The sequence below is a fragment of the Actinoplanes nipponensis genome (assembly GCF_016862275.1).
GTDB classification, from domain to species: domain Bacteria; phylum Actinomycetota; class Actinomycetes; order Mycobacteriales; family Micromonosporaceae; genus Actinoplanes; species Actinoplanes nipponensis.
On sequence record NZ_BOMQ01000074.1, the window covers coordinates 38,613 to 55,930 of the forward strand.

Genomic DNA, 17,318 nt, shown 5'->3' on the forward strand with positions numbered 1-17,318 from the left:
TGGCGATCGGCCGACGAGCCGACGATTCCGGTTCTTTCGCCGTCGTGACGCGGGCCGTCCCGGTGATAACATCTCGCGCAGTTCCCCGATTATCCGATCATGCGAAGAACGGGGTGCATCGATGGATTCCGCAACCATTCGCCGGCAGATAGATCGCATTATCGCGGACGGTTCCGGCCGGACCCGCCCGGTGCTCGTGCAGATGGCGGCGCCCGGCGACGAGCGGGCCGAGCTGGCCCGCGCGGCCGCAACGGTGCTCTCCCGGCGCGCGCTGGGCGCCACCGCGCGCGACTGCCTGCCCCCGCGCCGGTCCGGAGCCCCGGAAGCTGCCGCCCGGCCCGGTCCGGACGCGGCCGTCGGCAGCCTCACCGCCGGCGTTCCGGCCGCGCGCGAACCCGCCGCCGGCGCCGACGGCCGCAAGTGGCTGGGCCCGCTGCTGGGGAATGCGGCCGTCCAGCGGGCCCTGGGCGCCGACGAGGACGCGGGCGGGCGGCTCTGGGCGGCGGACGCGGTGGCGCTCGATCTCCCGGTGGCGGAGCTGCGCGGCCTGGCCGACGAGGTCGACGGCATCGCCGGCGTCTACCCGAATCGGCGGCTGCCCGCCCCGCCGATGGTGACGGCCGGCCACCTCCCCGAGCAGGTGCTGGAGAACAGGGCCAGCTCGTGGGGCGTGGAGCGGATCGGCGCGCTGGCGGCCTGGGGCGCGTACGGGGCCCGCGGCGCCGGGGTCACCGTCGGCGTGCTCGACACCGGCGTGGATGCCGGCCATCCCGATCTCGCCGGCCGGATAGCCGCCTTCGCCGAGTTCGGGCCGGCCGGTCAGCGCATGGCGGCCACCGCGAACGACCCGGTCGGCCACGGCACCCACTGCTGCGGGACCCTGGCCGGCGGAAACAGCAGCGGCCAGTGGATCGGCGTGGCCCCGGAGGCCCGGCTCGTCGTCGGCAAGGTGCTCGACGAGCGCGGCGGCACCGACGCCCAGGTGCTGGCCGGCCTGACCTGGCTGATCGGCCAGGGCGTCGACGTGATCAGCATGTCCGTGAGCGGCCTGGTGGTGGAGGCCCAGGCGCCGCCGGTCTACACCCGGGCGATCCTCACCGCGCTCCGGCACGGCATTCCGGTCATCGCCGCGATCGGCAACCAGGGCGCGCAGACCACCGGCCTGCCCGGCAACGATCTCTACGCCCTGTCGGTCGGCGCGGTCGACCACCTGGACCGGCCGGCCGGCTTCAGCGGCGGGCGCACCCAGGTGCTGACGGAGTCGGAGTTCATCGACCGTTCCGCGCTGCCCATGCCGTACCTGAAACCGGAGGTCACCGCGCCGGGCGTGGCCGTCGTCTCGGCCGTGCCGGGCGGCGGGTGGGCGGCGCTCAACGGCACGTCCATGGCGGCGCCGCACGTGGCCGGCGCCGCGGCGCTGCTGCTCGGCGCGACCCGGATCCGGACCGCCGTGGCGGCCCGGGAGCGCGGCTTCGTCATCGCGGACCTGCTGGTCGGCGCGGTGGACGAGCTGGGGGAAGCCGGCCAGGACGACCGGTACGGGTTCGGCCGGATCAACGCGCTGCGGGCGATCGGGCTGGCCCACGACCGCGGCTACTGAGGTCTAGTCGCGATAGCGGCGCAGCAGGCCGACCGCCGGCCCGACCAGCACCGCCGGGACGAGCGAGAAGCCGAGCAGGACACCGAGGCGGGCCGTCGCGTCCTGGGCCGCCGCCTCGCCGGTGGACGACGAGACGTAGCCGAAGAGCTGCAGGACCAGCGCGTAGATGCCCGGGCCCAGGGCCAGGCCGAGGGTCTCCCCGGCGGTCCACAGGCCGGTGAACACCCCGGCCTGGCGGCGTCCGGTGCGCTCGGTGTCGCCCTCGATCAGGTCGGGCAGCATGGCCAGGGCGAAGACCTGCTGGCCGGCGTAGCCGCAGCCGACCAGGGCGACGATCAGGTAGATCGGCGGCCCGGGCAGCGCCGGCGCCGCCAGCAGGGCCAGGGCGCCGGCGGCGAACAGCAGGGACGCGGCGATCAGGCCCCGGCGCTTGCCGTGGCGGGCGCCGACCCGGCTCCACAGCGGCATCACCAGCAGCGCGGGGGCGACGAACGCGGCGAACAGGAACGTCGCGCCGGAGTCGGCGCCGATGACGTGGTCGGCGAAGTACTGCACGCCGGCGAGCATGGTGCCGATGCCGGCCGCCTGGACCACGTAGCACAGCAGCAGGCGGCGGAACGACGCGTTGGCCGCCGCGATCCGGAGCTGGGCGCGCAGGCTGGGCTCCTGGCCGGGCGCGGTGCGGGACGGCGCTGTGCGCGTACCGAAGAAGACGCCGAGCGTGCCCACGACGATGAGCGCGCCGACGAAGGCGCCGGACCACCGGTGGCCGGTCCGGCCGCCGCCGCCCAGGTCGACGACCAGCGGGGCGAGCGCGCCGGAGACCAGGATGGCCAGGGCCAGGACGGCGACCCGCCAGGTCATCAGGCGGGTGCGCTCGGCGCGGCCGCGGGTCAGCTCGGCCGGCATGGCCACGTAGGGCACCTGGAAGAACGCGAAGGCGGTGGCCGCGGCCAGGAACGCCACCGCGACGTAGGCGCCCGCCGCGGCGCCGGCGGCGAACGGCCCGGCGAAGATGGCCGCGAAGAGCACGCCCAGCGCCAGGCCCGCGCCGAGCAGGAAGCCGCGCCGGTCGCCGCTGCGGTCGGAGATCCGGCCCGCGACCGGGTTGACCAGCACGTCCCACGCTTTCGGCAGCAGCACGAGCAGCCCCGCCACGCCGGCGGCGACCCCCAGCGTGTCCGTCAGATACGGCAAAAGGAGCAGACCCGGTACTGTCCCGAAAGGTCCGGTCACCAGCGAGCCCAGGGAGTATCCGGTGACGACACGGCGGGACAGCTGTACGTCGTGCGAGGGACCGGCGACCGTCATGGACGCGGATGGTAACCATGGGTGGGCCGCTACGCCTACGCTTCGCCGAATGGAGAGTTCCGCACGGTCGTCCGGGGTCGCCGCCGGGGTCGCCGCGAGCCATCCGGCGACGGCCGCGGCCGGGCTGCGGGTGCTGCGGGCCGGGGGTACGGCGGCCGACGCCGCGGTCGCCGCCGTGCTCGCCACCTGCGTCGCCGAGACCGTCTACACCGGGCTGGGCGGCGGCGGGTTCGCCACCTACTTCGACGCCGCCACCGGCGCGGTGACCTGCCTGGACTTCTTCGTCGCGGTGCCCGGCACGGACGGCGACCGGGTGGCCGGGCCGATGCTCGCCGTGGACGTGTTCTTCGGCGGGGTGCCCCAGGTGTACTCGATCGGCGGGGCGAGCGTGGCGGTGCCCGGCGTACCGGTCGGGTGCGGCGAGGTGCACCGGCGCTGGGGCCGGCTGCCCTGGGCCGACCTGGTCGCGCCGGCGCTGGAGCTGGCCCGTACCGGCGTAGCGCTGCCGCCCGCGCACGCCCGGACCCTCGACGCCTGCGCCCCGGCCCTCGCCCATGGCGAGGGCGCCGCCGTCTACTCCCACCGCGGAAAGCTGCTGCAGGGCGGTGACCTGCTCTTCCATCCCGGTCTGGCGACGGCCATGGCGGCGCTCGCCGCCGAGGGGCCGGCGCTGTTCCACACCGGCTCCTACGCCCCGCTGCTGGTCGAGGCGGTCCGCGCGGCCGGTGGCGCGCTCGGCCCGCGCGACCTGGCCGACTACCGCGTGCTGGAGACCCCGGTCGACCGGGCCACGCTCGCCGGCCACCAGGTCCGGGCCCGGCACGACCTGAGCCGGACGGTGGACACGATCGCCGCCCTGCCCGGCGACCTGCCCGTGCTGCCGCGCCCGGCGCGGGCCGTCGCCGTGGCCGCCGCGCTCCGCGACCGCGGCCGGCAGAAGATCGGCGACACCACCAACGTCTCGGTGGTCGACACCGACGGCAACGCCTGCGTGATCACCACGACGATGGGTCTCGGCGCCGCGGTGTGGCTGCCCGGCCTGGGCGTCAACCTGAACTCCATGCTCGGCGAGGGTGAGCTGATCACCGACGGCCTCGCCCCCGGGGTGCGGATGTCGTCCAACATGTGCCCGCTGGTGGTCATCGACGACGAGGGGGCGCTCGCCGTCGCCGCCGGGTCGGCGGGGGCCTCCCGGATCCGGACCGCGCTGGTCGACACGCTGATCGGGGTGCTGGTCGACGGCGTCGACATGCCCACCGCGATCGCCCGGCCCCGCTTTCACGTGGTGGACGACACCGTCCACGCCGAGCCGGGCTACCCGCGCGACGAGCTGGCCGCGCTGGCCGACGCCGGCTGGCGGATCAACGGGTGGCCGGAGCTGAACCACTACTTCGGCGGCGTCACGGCGGTGGGTGTCGGCGGGGCGGCCGGCGACCCTCGCCGCGACGGCGTCGGACTGCTGCTGTAGGGCGCTCACATCGCGCGGGTCATGGTGGCCTTCGCGTCGGTGGCGATCTCGCGCAGCGCCACGTCCAGGTCGGTGGCGGTGAGCCCGAAGGTGCGCTCGGTCAGCGAGCTGTCCAGGATGAACGGCGCGTAGAACTGGTAGTCCATCTCGGCCAGCTCCCGGGCCATCGGCACCGCGAGGCCGGCCGTGCGCATCACGAACCGCGGCAGCGGCCGGACCCGCACCGGCTTCGCGCCGCTCACCGCGAAGTAGCGGGCGGCCAGGTCGCGGATGCTGATCGCCGGGGCCGACGGCACGTGCCAGGCCCGTCCCCAGGCGCGGTCGTCGCCGGCCAGCTCGACCAGGGTCCGGGCCACGTCGCCGGTGTAGGTGAAGGTGTGTGGGGCGTCGATGTCGGCGGGCGCCCAGGCCGTCCGGCCCTTGTGGACGGCCGGCAGCAGCACCGCGGAGAAGATCGAGGCCGCGCCCGCGCCGACGTAGTCCGAGCCGCGGACCTCGACCGTGCGCACGCCGCCGGCCAGGGCGTCCTGCCACATCTTGATCCGGACCCGGCCCTTGCGGCCGGTCGCGGCGAGCGGGCTGTCCTCGGTCATCCGGCCGCCCGGCACCGGGCCGTAGACGTAGAGGTTGCCGGTGATGGCCAGGACGGCGCCGGTGCGCTGCGCGGCGGTCAGCATGGCCCCGGCCAGCGGCGGCCACAGCGTCTCCCACTGGGTGTACGGCGGGTTCGCGCAGTTGTAGAGCACGGCGGCGTCGCGGGTGAGCTCGGTGAGCCGGTCCGCGTCGGCGGCGTCGGCGGCGATCCGCTCGATCAGCGGGTGGGCGGGGCCGGAGCCGCTGCGGGTCACGACGCGGACGGACTCGCCCCGCTCGGCGAGCAGGCGGGCCACCGCGGAGCCGACGGGACCCGAACCGACCACCACGTGCTTCGACATGACGTTCTCCTTTGTGAGCACTGCTCTCTCTTGAGAACGACAATCTCACTTTTCCCCGGCCGCCGCAAGAGCAGTGCTCTCTTTTGTGGCAGACTCCTCGCATGACAGCCGCATCGATCCGGGCCCGGGTACGCGCCGAGATGACCGACGAGATCAAGACCGTCGCCCGGCGCCACCTCGCCACCGACGGGGCCAACCTGTCGCTGCGCGCGGTCGCCCGCGATCTGGGCATGGCCTCGTCGGCCGTCTACCGCTACTTCGCCAGCCGGGACGAGCTGCTCACGGCCATGATCATCGACGCCTACGACGCGCTGGGCGGCACCGTCGAGGCGGCGGTGAGCGGCACCGGCTTCCCGGACCGGTTCCTCGGCGTGTGCCACGCCGTCCGTGACTGGGCGCTGGCCAACCCGCACGAGTGGGCGCTGATCTACGGCAGCCCGGTCCCCGGCTACCAGGCCCCGACCGACACGGTCGGCCCGGCCATCCGGGTGATCCTGGTGATCGGCCGGATCGTGGGCGAGGCGTCGGCGGCCGGCGAGGTGCCGGCCGGCGAGCCGATCGGCGGCCGGCTCGGCGACGACCTCCGGTACGTCGCGGAGCGGGCCGCCCCGGGCACGCCGCCGCAACTGGTCGCCCGGGCCATCGCCGCCTGGATCCACCTCTGCGGCGCGGTCAGCGCGGAACTGTTCGGCCAGCTCAACAACACGATCGAGGCCCGCCGCGAGTTCTTCGAGCTGCAGATGCGCGGCGCGGCCGCGATGATCAGCCGCCCGGCCTGACGCCGCTGCGGCGGGCGTGGATCACATGGCCGCCGGGGGTGTCCCTCGGCACGTCGGGCCGGCCGAACCAGCGGGCCGCCAGCTCCGCCGGGCCCAGGTCCGTCAGCTCGTCGAAGCCGCGGGCGCGCAGCTCGGCGGCCAGCTCGCCGGGCAGGAAGTACGTCCGCCACGGCTCCCCGATGCTCGCCACCCGCGCCGCGCGGGCCTCGAGCGCCGCCCGCCGCTCGGGCGCCATCGACGACGGCGGCATCGCGTAGTCGAAGACGACCTCCGACCGCGGCGTGGCCGCGATCAGCGACAGCGTCTCGTCGTAGCCGGCCCGGCTCAGGTACGGCACGACGCCCAGCCACAGGAAGAACGCCGACTCCTCCGCGACCAGCCGGTCGGCCAGCGACTCCCGTTCGAAGTCCACCGGCACGTACGTCAGCGACCCCGGCACCGCGATGCCCGCCGCGGCCAGCCGCGCCCGCTTGAACGCCTGGGTGTCCGGATGGTCCACCTCGAAGACGCGCAGCTCCGGCCACGGATTGCGGTAGGCGAACGTGTCCAGCCCCGCGCCCAGCACGACCAGCTGACGGGTGCCGTTCCGGACCGCCGCGGCCAGGGCGTCCTCGGCGAACCTGGTCCGGGCGGCGATGAACAGGCGCAGGCCTCGGCGGTGCGGCGCCTGCTCGGCGTCCGGCGGCACACCGAGGATCGGTACGGCCAGCGGGTCGCTGAAGATCGAGCCGCCCTCGATGAGCTGGTGGGCGGCCCGGTAGCGGGCCGCGCTGAACGCCGTCCGGCTGGGCTGTCCGGTCTCCATCAGGGCGTCCACCTCGCTCGGGCCATGTCCACGTGCTCCCCCCGCAACGGCACGCCCTCGCTGAGCAGCCGCTGCCGGGCCTCCTGCTCGTGCCCCGGCGGCATCCGCCCGGAGCTGGTGACGACCCGGTGCCACGGCACGCCGCCGCCGTGCCGGGCCATGATCGTGCCGACCTGCCGCGCCGAGTTGCGACCCGACTGCTCCGCGAGCGCGTCGGCCACCGCCCCGTAGGACATGACGTGGCCCTCCGGGATGCTCTCGACGAGCCGGAGGACCTCCTCGACGTACTCCTGCGGTGTCACCGACGCCACGATATGGGATCTCACCCGGACGCCGCAGGCCCCGGCGCGCAGAATGGGCGGGTGCGGGAACAGGTGACGGGTGCGCGACGGATCGTGGTGAAGGTGGGCTCGTCCTCGCTGACCACCGCGGCCGGCGGGATCGACGAGCAGCGGGTGGACGCGCTCGTCGACGCGCTCGGCCGGCTGGCCACGGGGGGCCGGGAGGTGGTGCTGGTCTCCAGCGGCGCCATCGCCGCCGGCCTCGCCCCGCTGAAGCTGCCCCGGCGCCCGCGCGACCTGGCCACCCAGCAGGCCGCCGCCTCGGTGGGACAGGGCCTGCTGATCGGGCGGTACGCGGCCGGCTTCGCCCGGCACGGGCTCACCGTGGGACAGATCCTGCTCACCGTCGACGACGTCACCCGGCGCGCGCACTACCGCAACGCGTACCGGACGCTGCGCAAGCTGCTCGACCTCGGGGCCCTGCCGATCGTCAACGAGAACGACACGGTCGCCACCGAGGAGATCCGGTTCGGCGACAACGACCGGCTCGCCGCCCTGGTGGCCGCGCTGGTCCAGGCCGACCTGCTGGTGCTGCTGTCCGACGTGGACGCGCTCTACACCGGCGACCCCGCGACCCCGTCCGCCCGCCGCATCACCGTGGTCCGCGACGAGAACGACCTGGCCGACGTCTCGGTCGGCGCCGCCGGCAAGTCCGGCGTCGGCACCGGCGGCATGGTCACCAAGGTCGAGGCGGCCCGGATCGCCACCGGCTTCGGCATCCCGGTGGTGCTGACCGCGGCGCCGCTGGCCGCCCGGGCCCTCGCCGGCGACGACGTGGGCACCCTGTTCCACGCGGTCGACCACCGCCCGGCGGCCCGGCTGTTCTGGCTGGCCCACGCCACGTCACCGCGCGGCCGCCTGCATCTGGACGCCGGCGCGGTCGCGGCGGTCGTGGCCCGGCGCAAGTCGCTGCTGCCGGCCGGGATCACCTCGGTGGACGGCTCGTTCGTCTCGGGCGACCCGGTGGACCTGGTGGACGCGGGCTCGGGCCTGTCGGTCGCCCGCGGCCTGGTCAACTACGACGCGGTCGAGCTGCCGGCGCTGCTCGGCCGCTCGACCCCGGAACTGGCGGCGGCGCTGGGACCCGGCTACGAACGCGAGGTCGTGCACCGCGACGACCTGGTGCTGCTGTGACACCCCGGCGACGGGGCTGCCCTCGCCGCCTCCACGGTGCAAGGATTGAGCCGTCGCCGTCCGTCACGGCGCAGGGGAACGAGGAGTCGTCATGACTGTGCTTCAGCAGGCCGCCGAGGCCCGGGTCGCGAGTATCGAACTGGCCGCCGCCACCCGCGCCGAGAAGGACGCCGCGCTGCTGCTGATGGCCGACCGGCTGATCGAGCGGGCCGACGACATCGTCGCCGCGAACGCCGTGGACGTGCAGAACGCGCGCACCGCCGGCTCGCCGGAGGCCATGATCGACCGGCTGACGCTGACCGCCGAGCGGGTCGCCGCGATGGCCGACGGCCTGCGCCAGCTGGCCGCCCTGCCCGACCCGGTCGGCGACGTGGTCCGCGGTTCGACCCTGGCCAACGGCCTGGAGCTGCGCCAGATCCGGGTGCCGTTCGGCGTGGTGGGCATCATCTACGAGGGCCGGCCCAACGTGACGGCGGACGCGGCCGGCATCTGCCTGAAGTCCGGCAACGCGGTGCTGCTGCGCGGCTCCGGCTCGGCGCAGAGCTCGAACGCGGCGATCGTCTCGGTGCTGCGCAAGGCCGTCGCCGACGCGCACCTCCCGGCCAACGCGATCCAGCTGCTCGACGCCACCACCCGCGACTCGGTCAAGGAGCTGATGCGCGCCCGCGGCCTGGTCGACGTGCTGATCCCGCGCGGCGGCGCGTCGCTGATCAAGACGGTGGTCGAGGAGTCGACGGTCCCGGTGATCGAGACCGGCGTGGGCAACTGCCACGTGTACGTCGACGAGGGCGCCGACCTGGAGAAGGCCCTCGGCGTGGTGCTCAACTCGAAGACCCAGCGGCTGTCCACCTGCAACACGGCGGAGTCGCTGCTGGTGCACTCCTCGCTGGCCGAGTCGTTCCTGCCGCTGGTGGTCGAGGAGCTGGTGGCGGCGGGCGTGACCGTGCACGGCGACCCCCGGGTGGCCGGCTTCGACGGCGTGGTGCCGGCCACCGAGGAGGACTGGGGCCGGGAATACCTGTCGGCCGACATCGCGGTGGCGGTGGTCGACTCCATGGACGACGCGCTCGACCACATCCGCCGCTACGGCACCGGCCACACCGAGGCGATCGTGACCGAGAGCCTGGTGTCGGCCCGCCGCTTCGCGGCCCGGGTGGACGCGGCGGCCATCATGATCAACGCCTCGACGCGGTTCACCGACGGCGGGGAGTTCGGCTTCGGGGCGGAGATCGGCATCAGCACGCAGAAGCTGCACGCCCGCGGTCCGATGGGCCTGCCCGAGCTGACCTCGACGAAGTACATCGTCACGGGCAACGGCCACACCCGCTGACGGCGCCGCGGGTCAGCGGCGGGCGCCGAAGGACGTGCGGCAGGCGCGGATCGCGATCAGGGTCGTGTTCACGTCGAACAGCGGCCCCTCGTCGCTGTCCCAGCCGCCGTCCGTGCGCTGCGTCTCGCTCAGGCGCTTGCGGGCGCTCTGCAGCAGCCAGTCGTCACCGAGGTTGACCCGGCGCAGGGCTGCCGCCATGTTCGCCGCGTCCGACGGGGACATGTCAGGCAGCCGGTCGCCGAGCACCAGCTGCACCCGCGCCGACTCGTAGAAGAACTGCTGCTCGTGCAGCAGACCGGCGGCGTGCCAGCCGGTCGCCAGGAACGAGGGCCAGGTGCCGTCCGGGCGCAGCTGGGCCACCACGAACCGGGCCGCCGCCTGCAGCGTGGTCGCGTACCGGGCGGGCTCCTCGTGGTGCGGGTGGGCCTCGACCTCCGCGACGGTGAGCCAGAAGCCGGCGACCGCGGTCAGGTAGAGGGTCGCCTCCGGGTCGCCCGGCAGCGCCCACGGCGGCGCCTCGGCGGCCAGCGACTGGTCCTCCTGCCAGGTGCCGTCCGGGCGCTGCACCGAGGCCAGCCAGGCCAGCGCACGGTCCGCCTGGGGGCCGTGCAGACCGCCGAGGTCGTCCAGCTCGGCCAGCCGGAAGCAGGTCGCGTCGACCGACGGCACGGAACCGTCGCCGGCCGCGGGCCAACCGCCGGCCGGGGTCTGCTCCGCCGCGATCCGTTCGAGCGCGGCGGGCGGCGGCGGGGTGCCCGCTCGCAGGTAGGAGAGCCGCGCGCGCTCCACCGGGTCGCCGTGCGCTACGACGTATCCGATCGCGGCATCGATGTCGACCACGGTCGTGACGCTACAGCGCAGGCCCGCTTTCCGCTGGGGTGTCTCGGTAACTGTCTAATAGGTCCGGTCCGCCCTCTTCGTAACGGTAGACCAACGCACCGTAACCAGCAGGCCCCCGCCTCCCCCAGGTCAGCGCGGCGGTCGGCACGATGCGCCACCTCGTTGCGTCACGCAGCGTTTGGGCGGTTCTCACCATCCCGCACAGAAAGACCACCGGCCGCCGACCCGAACGGGTCGGCGGCCGGTGGCCGCGACGGGGACCTCAGTAGGAGGGCAGCGACGGGTCGACCGTGTTGACCCAGGAGACGATGCCGCCCTGGACGTGCACGGCGTCCTTGAAGCCGGCCGCCTTGAGCGCGGCGAGCGCCTCGGCCGACCGCACGCCCGACTTGCAGTGCAGCACGATCTGCCTGTCCTGCGGGAAGCGCGCCAGCGCCTCACCGGACAGGATGTCGCCCTTGGGGATCAGGGTCGCCCCCGGGATGCTGACGATCTCGTACTCGGCGGGCTCGCGGACGTCGACCAGGAACATGTCCTTGCCGGAGTCCTGCCACTCCTTGAGCTCGCGGGCCGTGATCGTCGCGTTCAGGGTGGCCTCCTGCGCCTCCTCGGAGACCGCGCCGCAGAAGTCCTCGTAGTCCTCCAGCAGGTCGGTCACCGTCGGGTTCTCGCCGCAGAGCGCGCAGTTCGGGTCCTTGCGGACCTTGATCTTGCGGTATTCCATCTCCAGGGCGTCGTAGACCATCAGCCGGCCGACCAGCGGCTCACCGATGCCGGTGATCAGCTTGATCGCCTCGTTGACCTGGATCGAGCCGATGGACGCGCAGAGCACGCCCAGGACGCCGCCCTCGGCGCAGGACGGGACCATGCCGGGCGGGGGCGGCTCCGGGTAGAGGCAGCGGTAGCACGGACCGTGCTCCTCCCAGAACACCGACGCCTGGCCGTCGAAGCGGTAGATCGAGCCCCAGACGTACGGCTTGCCGAGCAGGACCGCCGCGTCGTTGACCATGTAACGGGTCGCGAAGTTGTCGGTGCCGTCGACGATCAGGTCGTACTGGCTGAAGATCTCCTTGACGTTGTCGCGGTCCAGCGCGGTGTTGTGAATGATCACGTTCACCAGCGGGTTGATCTCGCGAATGCTGTCGGCGGCGGACTCGGCCTTGGGCCGGCCCACGTCGGACACGCCGTGGATGACCTGGCGCTGCAGGTTGGACTCGTCGACGGTGTCGAAGTCGATGATGCCGAGGGTGCCGACGCCGGCCGCGGCCAGATAGAGCAGGGCGGGAGAGCCGAGACCACCCGCGCCGACGGCCAGGACCTTGGCGTTCTTCAGCCGCTTCTGTCCGTCCATCCCGACGTCGGGGATGATCAGGTGACGGGAGTAACGGCGGATCTCGTCGATGCTCAGCTCGGCGGCCGGCTCGACGAGCGGGGGCAGTGACACGGTGAACTCCCCGGGATCGGCGGTAAGGTGCGGCCCCCATTGTTGCTCGTCGGCCGCCGTTCTGGACATGACGTGGAACACCGGCCCGACATGCGGGACACGGGAATGCGGGCTCAGGCCACCGGATCGCCGGCGTACCGCTCGCCGCGCGGGTACGGCCAGGCGTTGGCGACGCACCCGTTCAGCCCGTAGGTCTGCTGCATCATCACCGGGGCCGGCCGGCCCGCGCCCGGACACGACTCGTGGCCGTAGCCGAGCTGATGGCCGACCTCGTGGTTGACGGCGTACGCCCGGTAGACCGTCAGCGGCGCGCCGTAGCCGGGCACCGCCGACCCCCAGCGGTCCTCGTTGATGATCACCTGGCCGGGCAGCCGGCACGAGGTGAAGCCGTCGGTCCGCAGCCCGCCACCGGCGCACATCCGCTCCGAGGTGGCGGCGGAGGCGAGGTAGACGGTGAACTCCGCGGCCGTCCCGGCCGGCACCCGCTGCAGCCGGGCCTGCCGGCCGGCGGTCCAGCTGCGCGGGTCGCCCAGGATCCGGTCGACCGCCCGGGCGAAGTCGCCGCCGTCGCCCGGCGCGAGCCGCTCCTCGACGGCGACCTTGAACCGCCGCAGCGTGCCCGTGGAGCCGAGCACGGGGCCGTAGCCGCCCGCGAGGGTGAATCTTCCGGGCACCGCCGGAGCCGCGGCCTCGCGCAGCGCGCGGTCGGCGGCGTCGGGCGGCACGGCACGCGCGGGGTCGGCCGCCGGGGCAGCCGGCGAGCTGCCGGCACCACCGGGCCCGCCCGAGCTCCCCGGCACCGTTTCGGAGGGCGGAGCGCCTCCTGGCGTGGCGCCTGCGGGGCCGGCTGAAACGGTGGACGGCGGCGCTGCGGACACCGGCCCGGCCGGGCCGGGCTCCGCGCCATCGCCGGCCCGCGCCCCGGACCCCATACCGGCACCAGCACCGGCACCGGCCGCATCGGCGTCGTCCCGCAGGAGCCGGCCCAGCCCGACGGCCAGGAGCGCGAGAAGCAGCAACAGCAGGACGACGGCCCGACGGCGCCGGGCGTACATCCGGGCCCGGGATGAGCTTCTTGTCGCTTTTGGCATGACATCAGCAAGAGTGCCAGAGTCGGCCGCCGGTCACCGGCGTTTGGGCGCGACTCCTCAGAGGGACGGACCCGCGAAGCGCCGGCCGTTGCGGCGGGGCCACGCGTACGGCACGCACCCCCGCATCGTCAGGCTCTGTTGCACCATCACCGGCGCCGGACCGCCGCGCCGGGGGCAGCCCTCGTGGTGGTAGCCCAGCTCGTGCCCGGTCTCGTGGTTGATCACGTACTGCCGGTAGACCGTGATCGGCACCTTCGCGTCGCGGTACGGCTTGGCCGACAACCGCCAGCGGTCCAGGTTGATGATCACCTTGCCGGTCGCCCGGCAGGACGTGTACGGCCGCCCGTTCACCGTGATGTTGACCCCGCCGACCCGGCACATCCGTCCCGCGGTGTCGCGGGTGGCCAGGTACACCGTGAAGTCGGCCCGCTCGCCGCCGGACACCCGTTGCAGCCGCAGCCGCCCGTCGCCGATCCAGCTCCGCCTGTCCCCCAGGGTCGCCTCGACCTGTGCCGCGAAGGCCGCCACGTCCTCGTTGCCGCCGCGCTCGACGGCGACCCGGAAGCGCCGCAGCCCGCCCTTCGCGCCGAGCACCCGGCCGCGGCCCGGCGCGTACGTGAATCGGCCCGTGCCGCGGGTCGGCACGCTGCCCGACAGGGCCAGCAGATCCTGGGGCACGGCCACCGAGGTCGCCGAGATCATCGGCGCGGGCGCGGCCGACGGCGGCGTGGAGCCAGGAGGAGCCGAGGGCGCGCCGGCGACCGGCGCGGAGACCGGCACCCGCCGGGCCGGCAGCAGCAACCCGGCCGCCGTCAGCAGCGCCGCAACCACCAGAGCCACGAGCCACCAGCGACGCCGGCGGCGCCGGCCGCCGTTCCGTTCGGCGGTCAAGTCGGCGACCGTGACGGGGGTACGCGACTCGATCATCGCCATCAGCGTGCCATACGGCACGCACGCTGTCCGCCCTCCGGTCAACCCTGCGAGCTCGCTCACCCCGGTGGCGACAGCGGGCGTTCGGCGCCCCGGCCGGCCGGCGCGCCGACCTCGGCCAGCATGCCCACGACCGCCCGCGCGACCAGGCGCGGAACCTCCATCTGGGCGACGTGGCCGACGCCCGGCAGGATCAGCAGCCGGCTGTCCGGGATCGCCCGGGCCACCTGCGCCGGCACCCGCGGATCGACCAGTTCGTCCTTCAGGCCGCCGATCACCAGGGTGGGCGCGGTGATCCGAGCGGCCAGCCGCCACTGCGAATTCACCCCCGGCAGGTACGCCCGGAGGAAGCTCGACACCAGCCCGCGCAAGGTGCCGAGGTACGCCTTCGCGTAGTGCTCGACCGTGTACCGGAGCTTGATCTCCTCGATAGCCTCGGCCCGGCGCTGCGGGCTCACCTTGGTGGTGTCGCCGAAGCAGGCCAGCAGAACCTGTTGCGCCATCTGTTCCGGGGTGAGGCGGGCCATCCCCCAGGCCAGCAGCCGGTCGGCGCGGGGCAGCGCGAGCAGCGGCAGCACCGGCCCCTGCGCGGTGCGCCGGGGGTCGAGGAACGGCATGGCCGGCGAGATCAGCGTCAGGGTCCTGATCAGGTCGGGACGCAGCGCCGCGACCCGGACGCAGATGGAGCCGCCCAGGGAGTTGCCGATCAGGTGGACCGGGCCGCGCCCGGCCGCCTCCAGGTAGCCGGTCAGCTTGTCGGCGAACGCCGCGATGGAGTAGCGCGGGCTGGGGTCGCTGTAGCCGAAGCCGGGCAGGTCCATGGCCTGGCCGTCCAGCCGGTCGGCCAGCAGCCCGGCGAAGTCGGTCCAGTTCTGCGAGGAGCCGCCGAGGCCGTGCACGTAGACGGCCGGCTCGGCCGCCGGCGTGGCGCCGGGGGTGTCGCGGACGTGCAGCATCGCGCCGTCGATCATGACCCGGCGGGCGGGCCACGGCGGTGGCACGGCGCCGTCCGGCGGCAGGACGTCGTCGCCGGCGAGAATCGCACCCTTCATCAGGACAACAGTGCCTCGAGGCGACGGTTGACCGCATTGAGTGTGGCGCGCACCATGGCGTGCCGGTCGTCACCGGTGATCACGGCGGAGCCGGAGAGCTGTTCCACCCAGCCGCCGACCGACAGCAGCATGACCACCACGGCGACCTGCATCGAGCCGAACTGCACGGCCGCGGCGTGCTCGACGAAGCACCGCGCCGGCCCGTCCGCGTGATCGGAGGTGGTGAGCAGCTCGTCCACGGCGCCGGCGGTGGCCGTCGCGCACAGCCGCAGCAGGTAGCCGTCGACCGCCGGCCCGGTGGCCTCGCCGGCCGCGACCTGGCCGTTGACGGTGAGCCGCACCTCGACGGTGGCCTCGGTGCCGAACGTGTTGACCCGGACGTTCTCGATCATGACCCGCGGGCCGGGGCGCTCGCCGATGTCGAGCGGCCGCGGCGGGGCGGGCTCGATGCCGACCGGCGTCTCGCCCGGGCCGGCTAGCCGGCCGGACGAGTAGCTGCTCGAGGTGGTCACCGGGCGGCCGGACGGGTTGGGCTGGCTGGGCACGAACGGCGCGGACGCGGGAGCCGAGGCCTGCGCCGCCGGGGGCGCCGAGGCGGGCGCCGCCGGCAGCGACGACACCGGGGCCGGCGCGGACGGCGGGACCGAGCGTGGCGTGGGCGAGGGCGGGCCCGAGCGCGGCGCGGAGGAAGGCGGGGCCGAGCGCGGCGCGGAGGAAGGCGAGGCCGAGCGCGGCGCGGAGGAAGGCGGAGCCGAGCGCGGCGCAGACGAAAGCGGGGCCGAGCGCGGCGCAGACGAAAGCGGGGCCGAGCGCGGCGCGGGCGACGGCGGGGCCGAGCGCGGGACCGGCGCGGGCGACGGCGGGGCCGACGTGGGCAGGGCCGAGCGCGGCGCGGGGGCCGGCGGCTGCGGGCCGGCCAGCGGGGACGCGCCCTTCATCGCGGCGTCCAGACCCATCCTGTCCTGCAGCAGCCGGGCGACCTGCCGGCTCACCTCGGCCGGGTCGGCGCCCTCGGACAGGTCCAGGCGGAGACTGTGCGCGCCGGCCGGCGTGGAACGCAGCGAGGCGTCGCGCACCCCCTCCACCTCGCGGACCGCGGCGAGGATGGCGTTCACGTCGAAGCCCTCCTGACGTTCCTGCGCCGACGGCACGTCACCGCGGCGCAGGTGGGTCGCGATGCGGGCCAGCGCGGGGGTCTCGGCGGGTGGCTCCACGGACGGCGGCTCCGGGACGGTGGGCACGTCCGGCTGGGCCGGGACGCGCTGCGGCAACGCGGGGAAGGACTGCTCCCCGGTGCCCGGGCCGGGGTCGCCGGCGGGACGGCCGGAGAACGCGGAGGGCGGGGCGTATCCGGACGGGGTCGCGGCCGGCTCGTACGGCAGCCGGCGCGGGAAGCTGGTGGGATCGTACGACGGCCGCGCCGGGCCTTGATCGCCGGAACGTGACTCGTCGGTAGCCGCCGGCGGGACGACCCGGGGCAGGCCGGCCATCGGCGTCGGCGGGTCCAGCGCGTGCCGGGCGGAGTCGGTGGTGATCCAGTCGGCCCGGCGGCCGCCGGGAGTGGCCGGGCGTACCGCCGGGAAGGGCCGCTCGGCCGGCACGGCCGCACGCTGCCGGCCCGCCTGCGGACGCGGCGGCTCCGGGCCGGCGTCGTCCAGGTCACCCTCGTACGGGTACGGCGGCGCGCTCGCCGGCAGCCCGGTGATCGCGCGCAGCTCGGTGGTCTCCTGCGCGTCCGGGCCCAGCAGCTCGGGCCCGAGCGGGTCCGGGCGCTCGGCGCCGCCCCGCGGTGGGCCGCCGGCGCGCGGCGGGTCGTCCGGCCGGGGCTCGTTGCCGCCGGGCGCGAGGTGGGCGAGCAGGTCCTGATAGCGGGCGCGGCTGTCGGACCAGCGCGGCGCCGCGGCGTTCTCGAGGCGGGACCCCGCAGCGTCGGGCGCGGGGGCCGGGGAGAAGGACGGCGGGGGCGGCGGCATGGTGAACGGCCGGATCTCCCCCGAAGGGGGGTCCTCCGGCGGGGGGCGCTCCTGGGTGAACGGGCGGACCTCGGTGGCGGGCCGGCGCCAGGCGGGCACCTCGGCCTCGGGGTCCAGCGCGGAGCCCGCATTGGACCAGGGGCTCTCGCGAGCTGCCCAGCCGTTCAGCCGGGTGCGGTCGCGCGACTCGGCGCCGGTGCCGCCGTCCGCTGCACCGGCGTCCCCGGAATGCCCTGATTCGTCCACCGTGCGCTCCTCGCTTGCCCCCGCTGAGGCTACCGTGTG

At 74.9% G+C, this 17,318-nt stretch carries 15 protein-coding genes; 5 read left to right on the top strand and 10 right to left on the bottom strand.

Annotated features, from left to right (window positions below):
* Window positions 1-190 precede the first annotated feature (190 nt).
* The gene (locus tag Ani05nite_RS31115; protein WP_203774335.1) at window positions 191-1,600 is read left to right on the top strand and encodes a S8 family serine peptidase; all 1,410 of its coding nucleotides are present in this window, start codon (window positions 191-193) and stop codon (window positions 1,598-1,600) included.
* Window positions 1,601-1,603: 3 nt separating this feature from the next.
* On the opposite strand, the gene Ani05nite_RS31120 is transcribed toward Ani05nite_RS31115, so the two are convergent.
* Window positions 1,604-2,911, bottom strand: coding sequence for an MFS transporter (locus Ani05nite_RS31120; protein ID WP_203774337.1), 1,308 nt, complete (start codon window positions 2,909-2,911; stop codon window positions 1,604-1,606).
* A gap of 49 nt (window positions 2,912-2,960) precedes the next feature.
* Here Ani05nite_RS31120 and Ani05nite_RS31125 point away from each other — a divergent pair, with 49 nt between their 5' ends.
* Entirely contained in the window at window positions 2,961-4,379 is a 1,419-nt protein-coding gene (locus tag Ani05nite_RS31125) for a gamma-glutamyltransferase (protein ID WP_203774339.1), read from the top strand.
* A 5-nt stretch (window positions 4,380-4,384) separates the two neighbouring features.
* On the opposite strand, the gene Ani05nite_RS31130 is transcribed toward Ani05nite_RS31125, so the two are convergent.
* On the bottom strand, window positions 4,385-5,314 hold the full coding sequence (locus tag Ani05nite_RS31130) for an NAD-dependent epimerase/dehydratase family protein (RefSeq protein WP_203774341.1): 930 nt from the start codon (window positions 5,312-5,314) through the stop codon (window positions 4,385-4,387).
* 101 nt (window positions 5,315-5,415) lie between these two features.
* Here Ani05nite_RS31130 and Ani05nite_RS31135 point away from each other — a divergent pair, with 101 nt between their 5' ends.
* Window positions 5,416-6,093: a TetR/AcrR family transcriptional regulator gene (locus Ani05nite_RS31135; RefSeq protein ID WP_203774342.1), complete on the top strand. Its 678-nt coding sequence runs from the start codon at window positions 5,416-5,418 to the stop codon at window positions 6,091-6,093.
* Here Ani05nite_RS31135 and Ani05nite_RS31140 read toward each other — a convergent pair.
* Both Ani05nite_RS31140 and Ani05nite_RS31145 read right to left on the bottom strand, forming a co-directional pair.
* Window positions 6,077-6,898, bottom strand: coding sequence for a class I SAM-dependent methyltransferase (locus Ani05nite_RS31140; RefSeq protein WP_203774343.1), 822 nt, complete (start codon window positions 6,896-6,898; stop codon window positions 6,077-6,079). The two genes, Ani05nite_RS31135 and Ani05nite_RS31140, sit on opposite strands and share 17 nt — an antisense overlap.
* A complete protein-coding gene (locus tag Ani05nite_RS31145) occupies window positions 6,898-7,200 on the bottom strand; it encodes an MGMT family protein (protein ID WP_203774344.1) in 303 nt (100 codons plus the stop codon). Before Ani05nite_RS31145 ends, Ani05nite_RS31140 begins: the two co-directional genes overlap by 1 nt.
* A gap of 60 nt (window positions 7,201-7,260) precedes the next feature.
* On the opposite strand from Ani05nite_RS31145, the gene proB reads away from it, so the two are divergent.
* Window positions 7,261-8,373, top strand: a complete 1,113-nt coding sequence (gene proB / locus Ani05nite_RS31150; RefSeq protein WP_203774345.1) for a glutamate 5-kinase — start codon at window positions 7,261-7,263, stop codon at window positions 8,371-8,373.
* Window positions 8,374-8,464: 91 nt separating this feature from the next.
* Window positions 8,465-9,703 carry a glutamate-5-semialdehyde dehydrogenase gene (locus Ani05nite_RS31155; RefSeq protein ID WP_203774346.1) on the top strand — a complete coding sequence of 413 codons (1,239 nt, stop codon included), beginning with the start codon at window positions 8,465-8,467 and terminating at the stop codon, window positions 9,701-9,703.
* Window positions 9,704-9,715: 12 nt separating this feature from the next.
* Here Ani05nite_RS31155 and Ani05nite_RS31160 read toward each other — a convergent pair whose 3' ends face one another.
* The 6 genes from Ani05nite_RS31160 to Ani05nite_RS31185 form a co-directional block, all read right to left on the bottom strand.
* Entirely contained in the window at window positions 9,716-10,543 is an 828-nt protein-coding gene (locus Ani05nite_RS31160) for a prenyltransferase/squalene oxidase repeat-containing protein (RefSeq protein ID WP_203774347.1), read from the bottom strand.
* A 262-nt stretch (window positions 10,544-10,805) separates the two neighbouring features.
* Window positions 10,806-11,987: an adenylyltransferase/sulfurtransferase MoeZ gene (gene moeZ / locus Ani05nite_RS31165; RefSeq protein WP_203774348.1), complete on the bottom strand. Its 1,182-nt coding sequence runs from the start codon at window positions 11,985-11,987 to the stop codon at window positions 10,806-10,808.
* Window positions 11,988-12,100: 113 nt separating this feature from the next.
* Entirely contained in the window at window positions 12,101-12,712 is a 612-nt protein-coding gene (locus Ani05nite_RS31170; RefSeq protein ID WP_239130819.1) for a DUF3152 domain-containing protein, read from the bottom strand.
* Between the two features lie 423 nt (window positions 12,713-13,135).
* Window positions 13,136-14,005, bottom strand: a complete 870-nt coding sequence (locus Ani05nite_RS31175) for a DUF3152 domain-containing protein (RefSeq protein WP_203774350.1) — start codon at window positions 14,003-14,005, stop codon at window positions 13,136-13,138.
* A gap of 62 nt (window positions 14,006-14,067) precedes the next feature.
* Window positions 14,068-15,060, bottom strand: a complete 993-nt coding sequence (locus Ani05nite_RS31180) for an alpha/beta fold hydrolase (protein WP_203774352.1) — start codon at window positions 15,058-15,060, stop codon at window positions 14,068-14,070.
* Window positions 15,060-17,279, bottom strand: coding sequence for a Daple (locus Ani05nite_RS31185; protein ID WP_203774354.1), 2,220 nt, complete (start codon window positions 17,277-17,279; stop codon window positions 15,060-15,062). Before Ani05nite_RS31185 ends, Ani05nite_RS31180 begins: the two co-directional genes overlap by 1 nt.
* Window positions 17,280-17,318: the final 39 nt, after the last annotated feature.

What these genes read in the sequence shown, in the direction of transcription:
- Ani05nite_RS31120 (WP_203774337.1), bottom strand. Translation starts at nt 2,911, where the DNA reads ATGACGGTCGCCGGTCCCTCGCACGACGTACAGCTGTCCCGCCGTGTC.
- Ani05nite_RS31125 (WP_203774339.1), top strand. Translation starts at nt 2,961, where the DNA reads ATGGAGAGTTCCGCACGGTCGTCCGGGGTCGCCGCCGGGGTCGCCGCG.
- Ani05nite_RS31130 (WP_203774341.1), bottom strand. Translation starts at nt 5,314, where the DNA reads ATGTCGAAGCACGTGGTGGTCGGTTCGGGTCCCGTCGGCTCCGCGGTG.
- Ani05nite_RS31135 (WP_203774342.1), top strand. Translation starts at nt 5,416, where the DNA reads ATGACAGCCGCATCGATCCGGGCCCGGGTACGCGCCGAGATGACCGAC.
- Ani05nite_RS31140 (WP_203774343.1), bottom strand. Translation starts at nt 6,898, where the DNA reads ATGGAGACCGGACAGCCCAGCCGGACGGCGTTCAGCGCGGCCCGCTAC.
- Ani05nite_RS31155 (WP_203774346.1), top strand. Translation starts at nt 8,465, where the DNA reads ATGACTGTGCTTCAGCAGGCCGCCGAGGCCCGGGTCGCGAGTATCGAA.
- Ani05nite_RS31175 (WP_203774350.1), bottom strand. Translation starts at nt 14,005, where the DNA reads ATGATCGAGTCGCGTACCCCCGTCACGGTCGCCGACTTGACCGCCGAA.
- Ani05nite_RS31180 (WP_203774352.1), bottom strand. Translation starts at nt 15,060, where the DNA reads ATGAAGGGTGCGATTCTCGCCGGCGACGACGTCCTGCCGCCGGACGGC.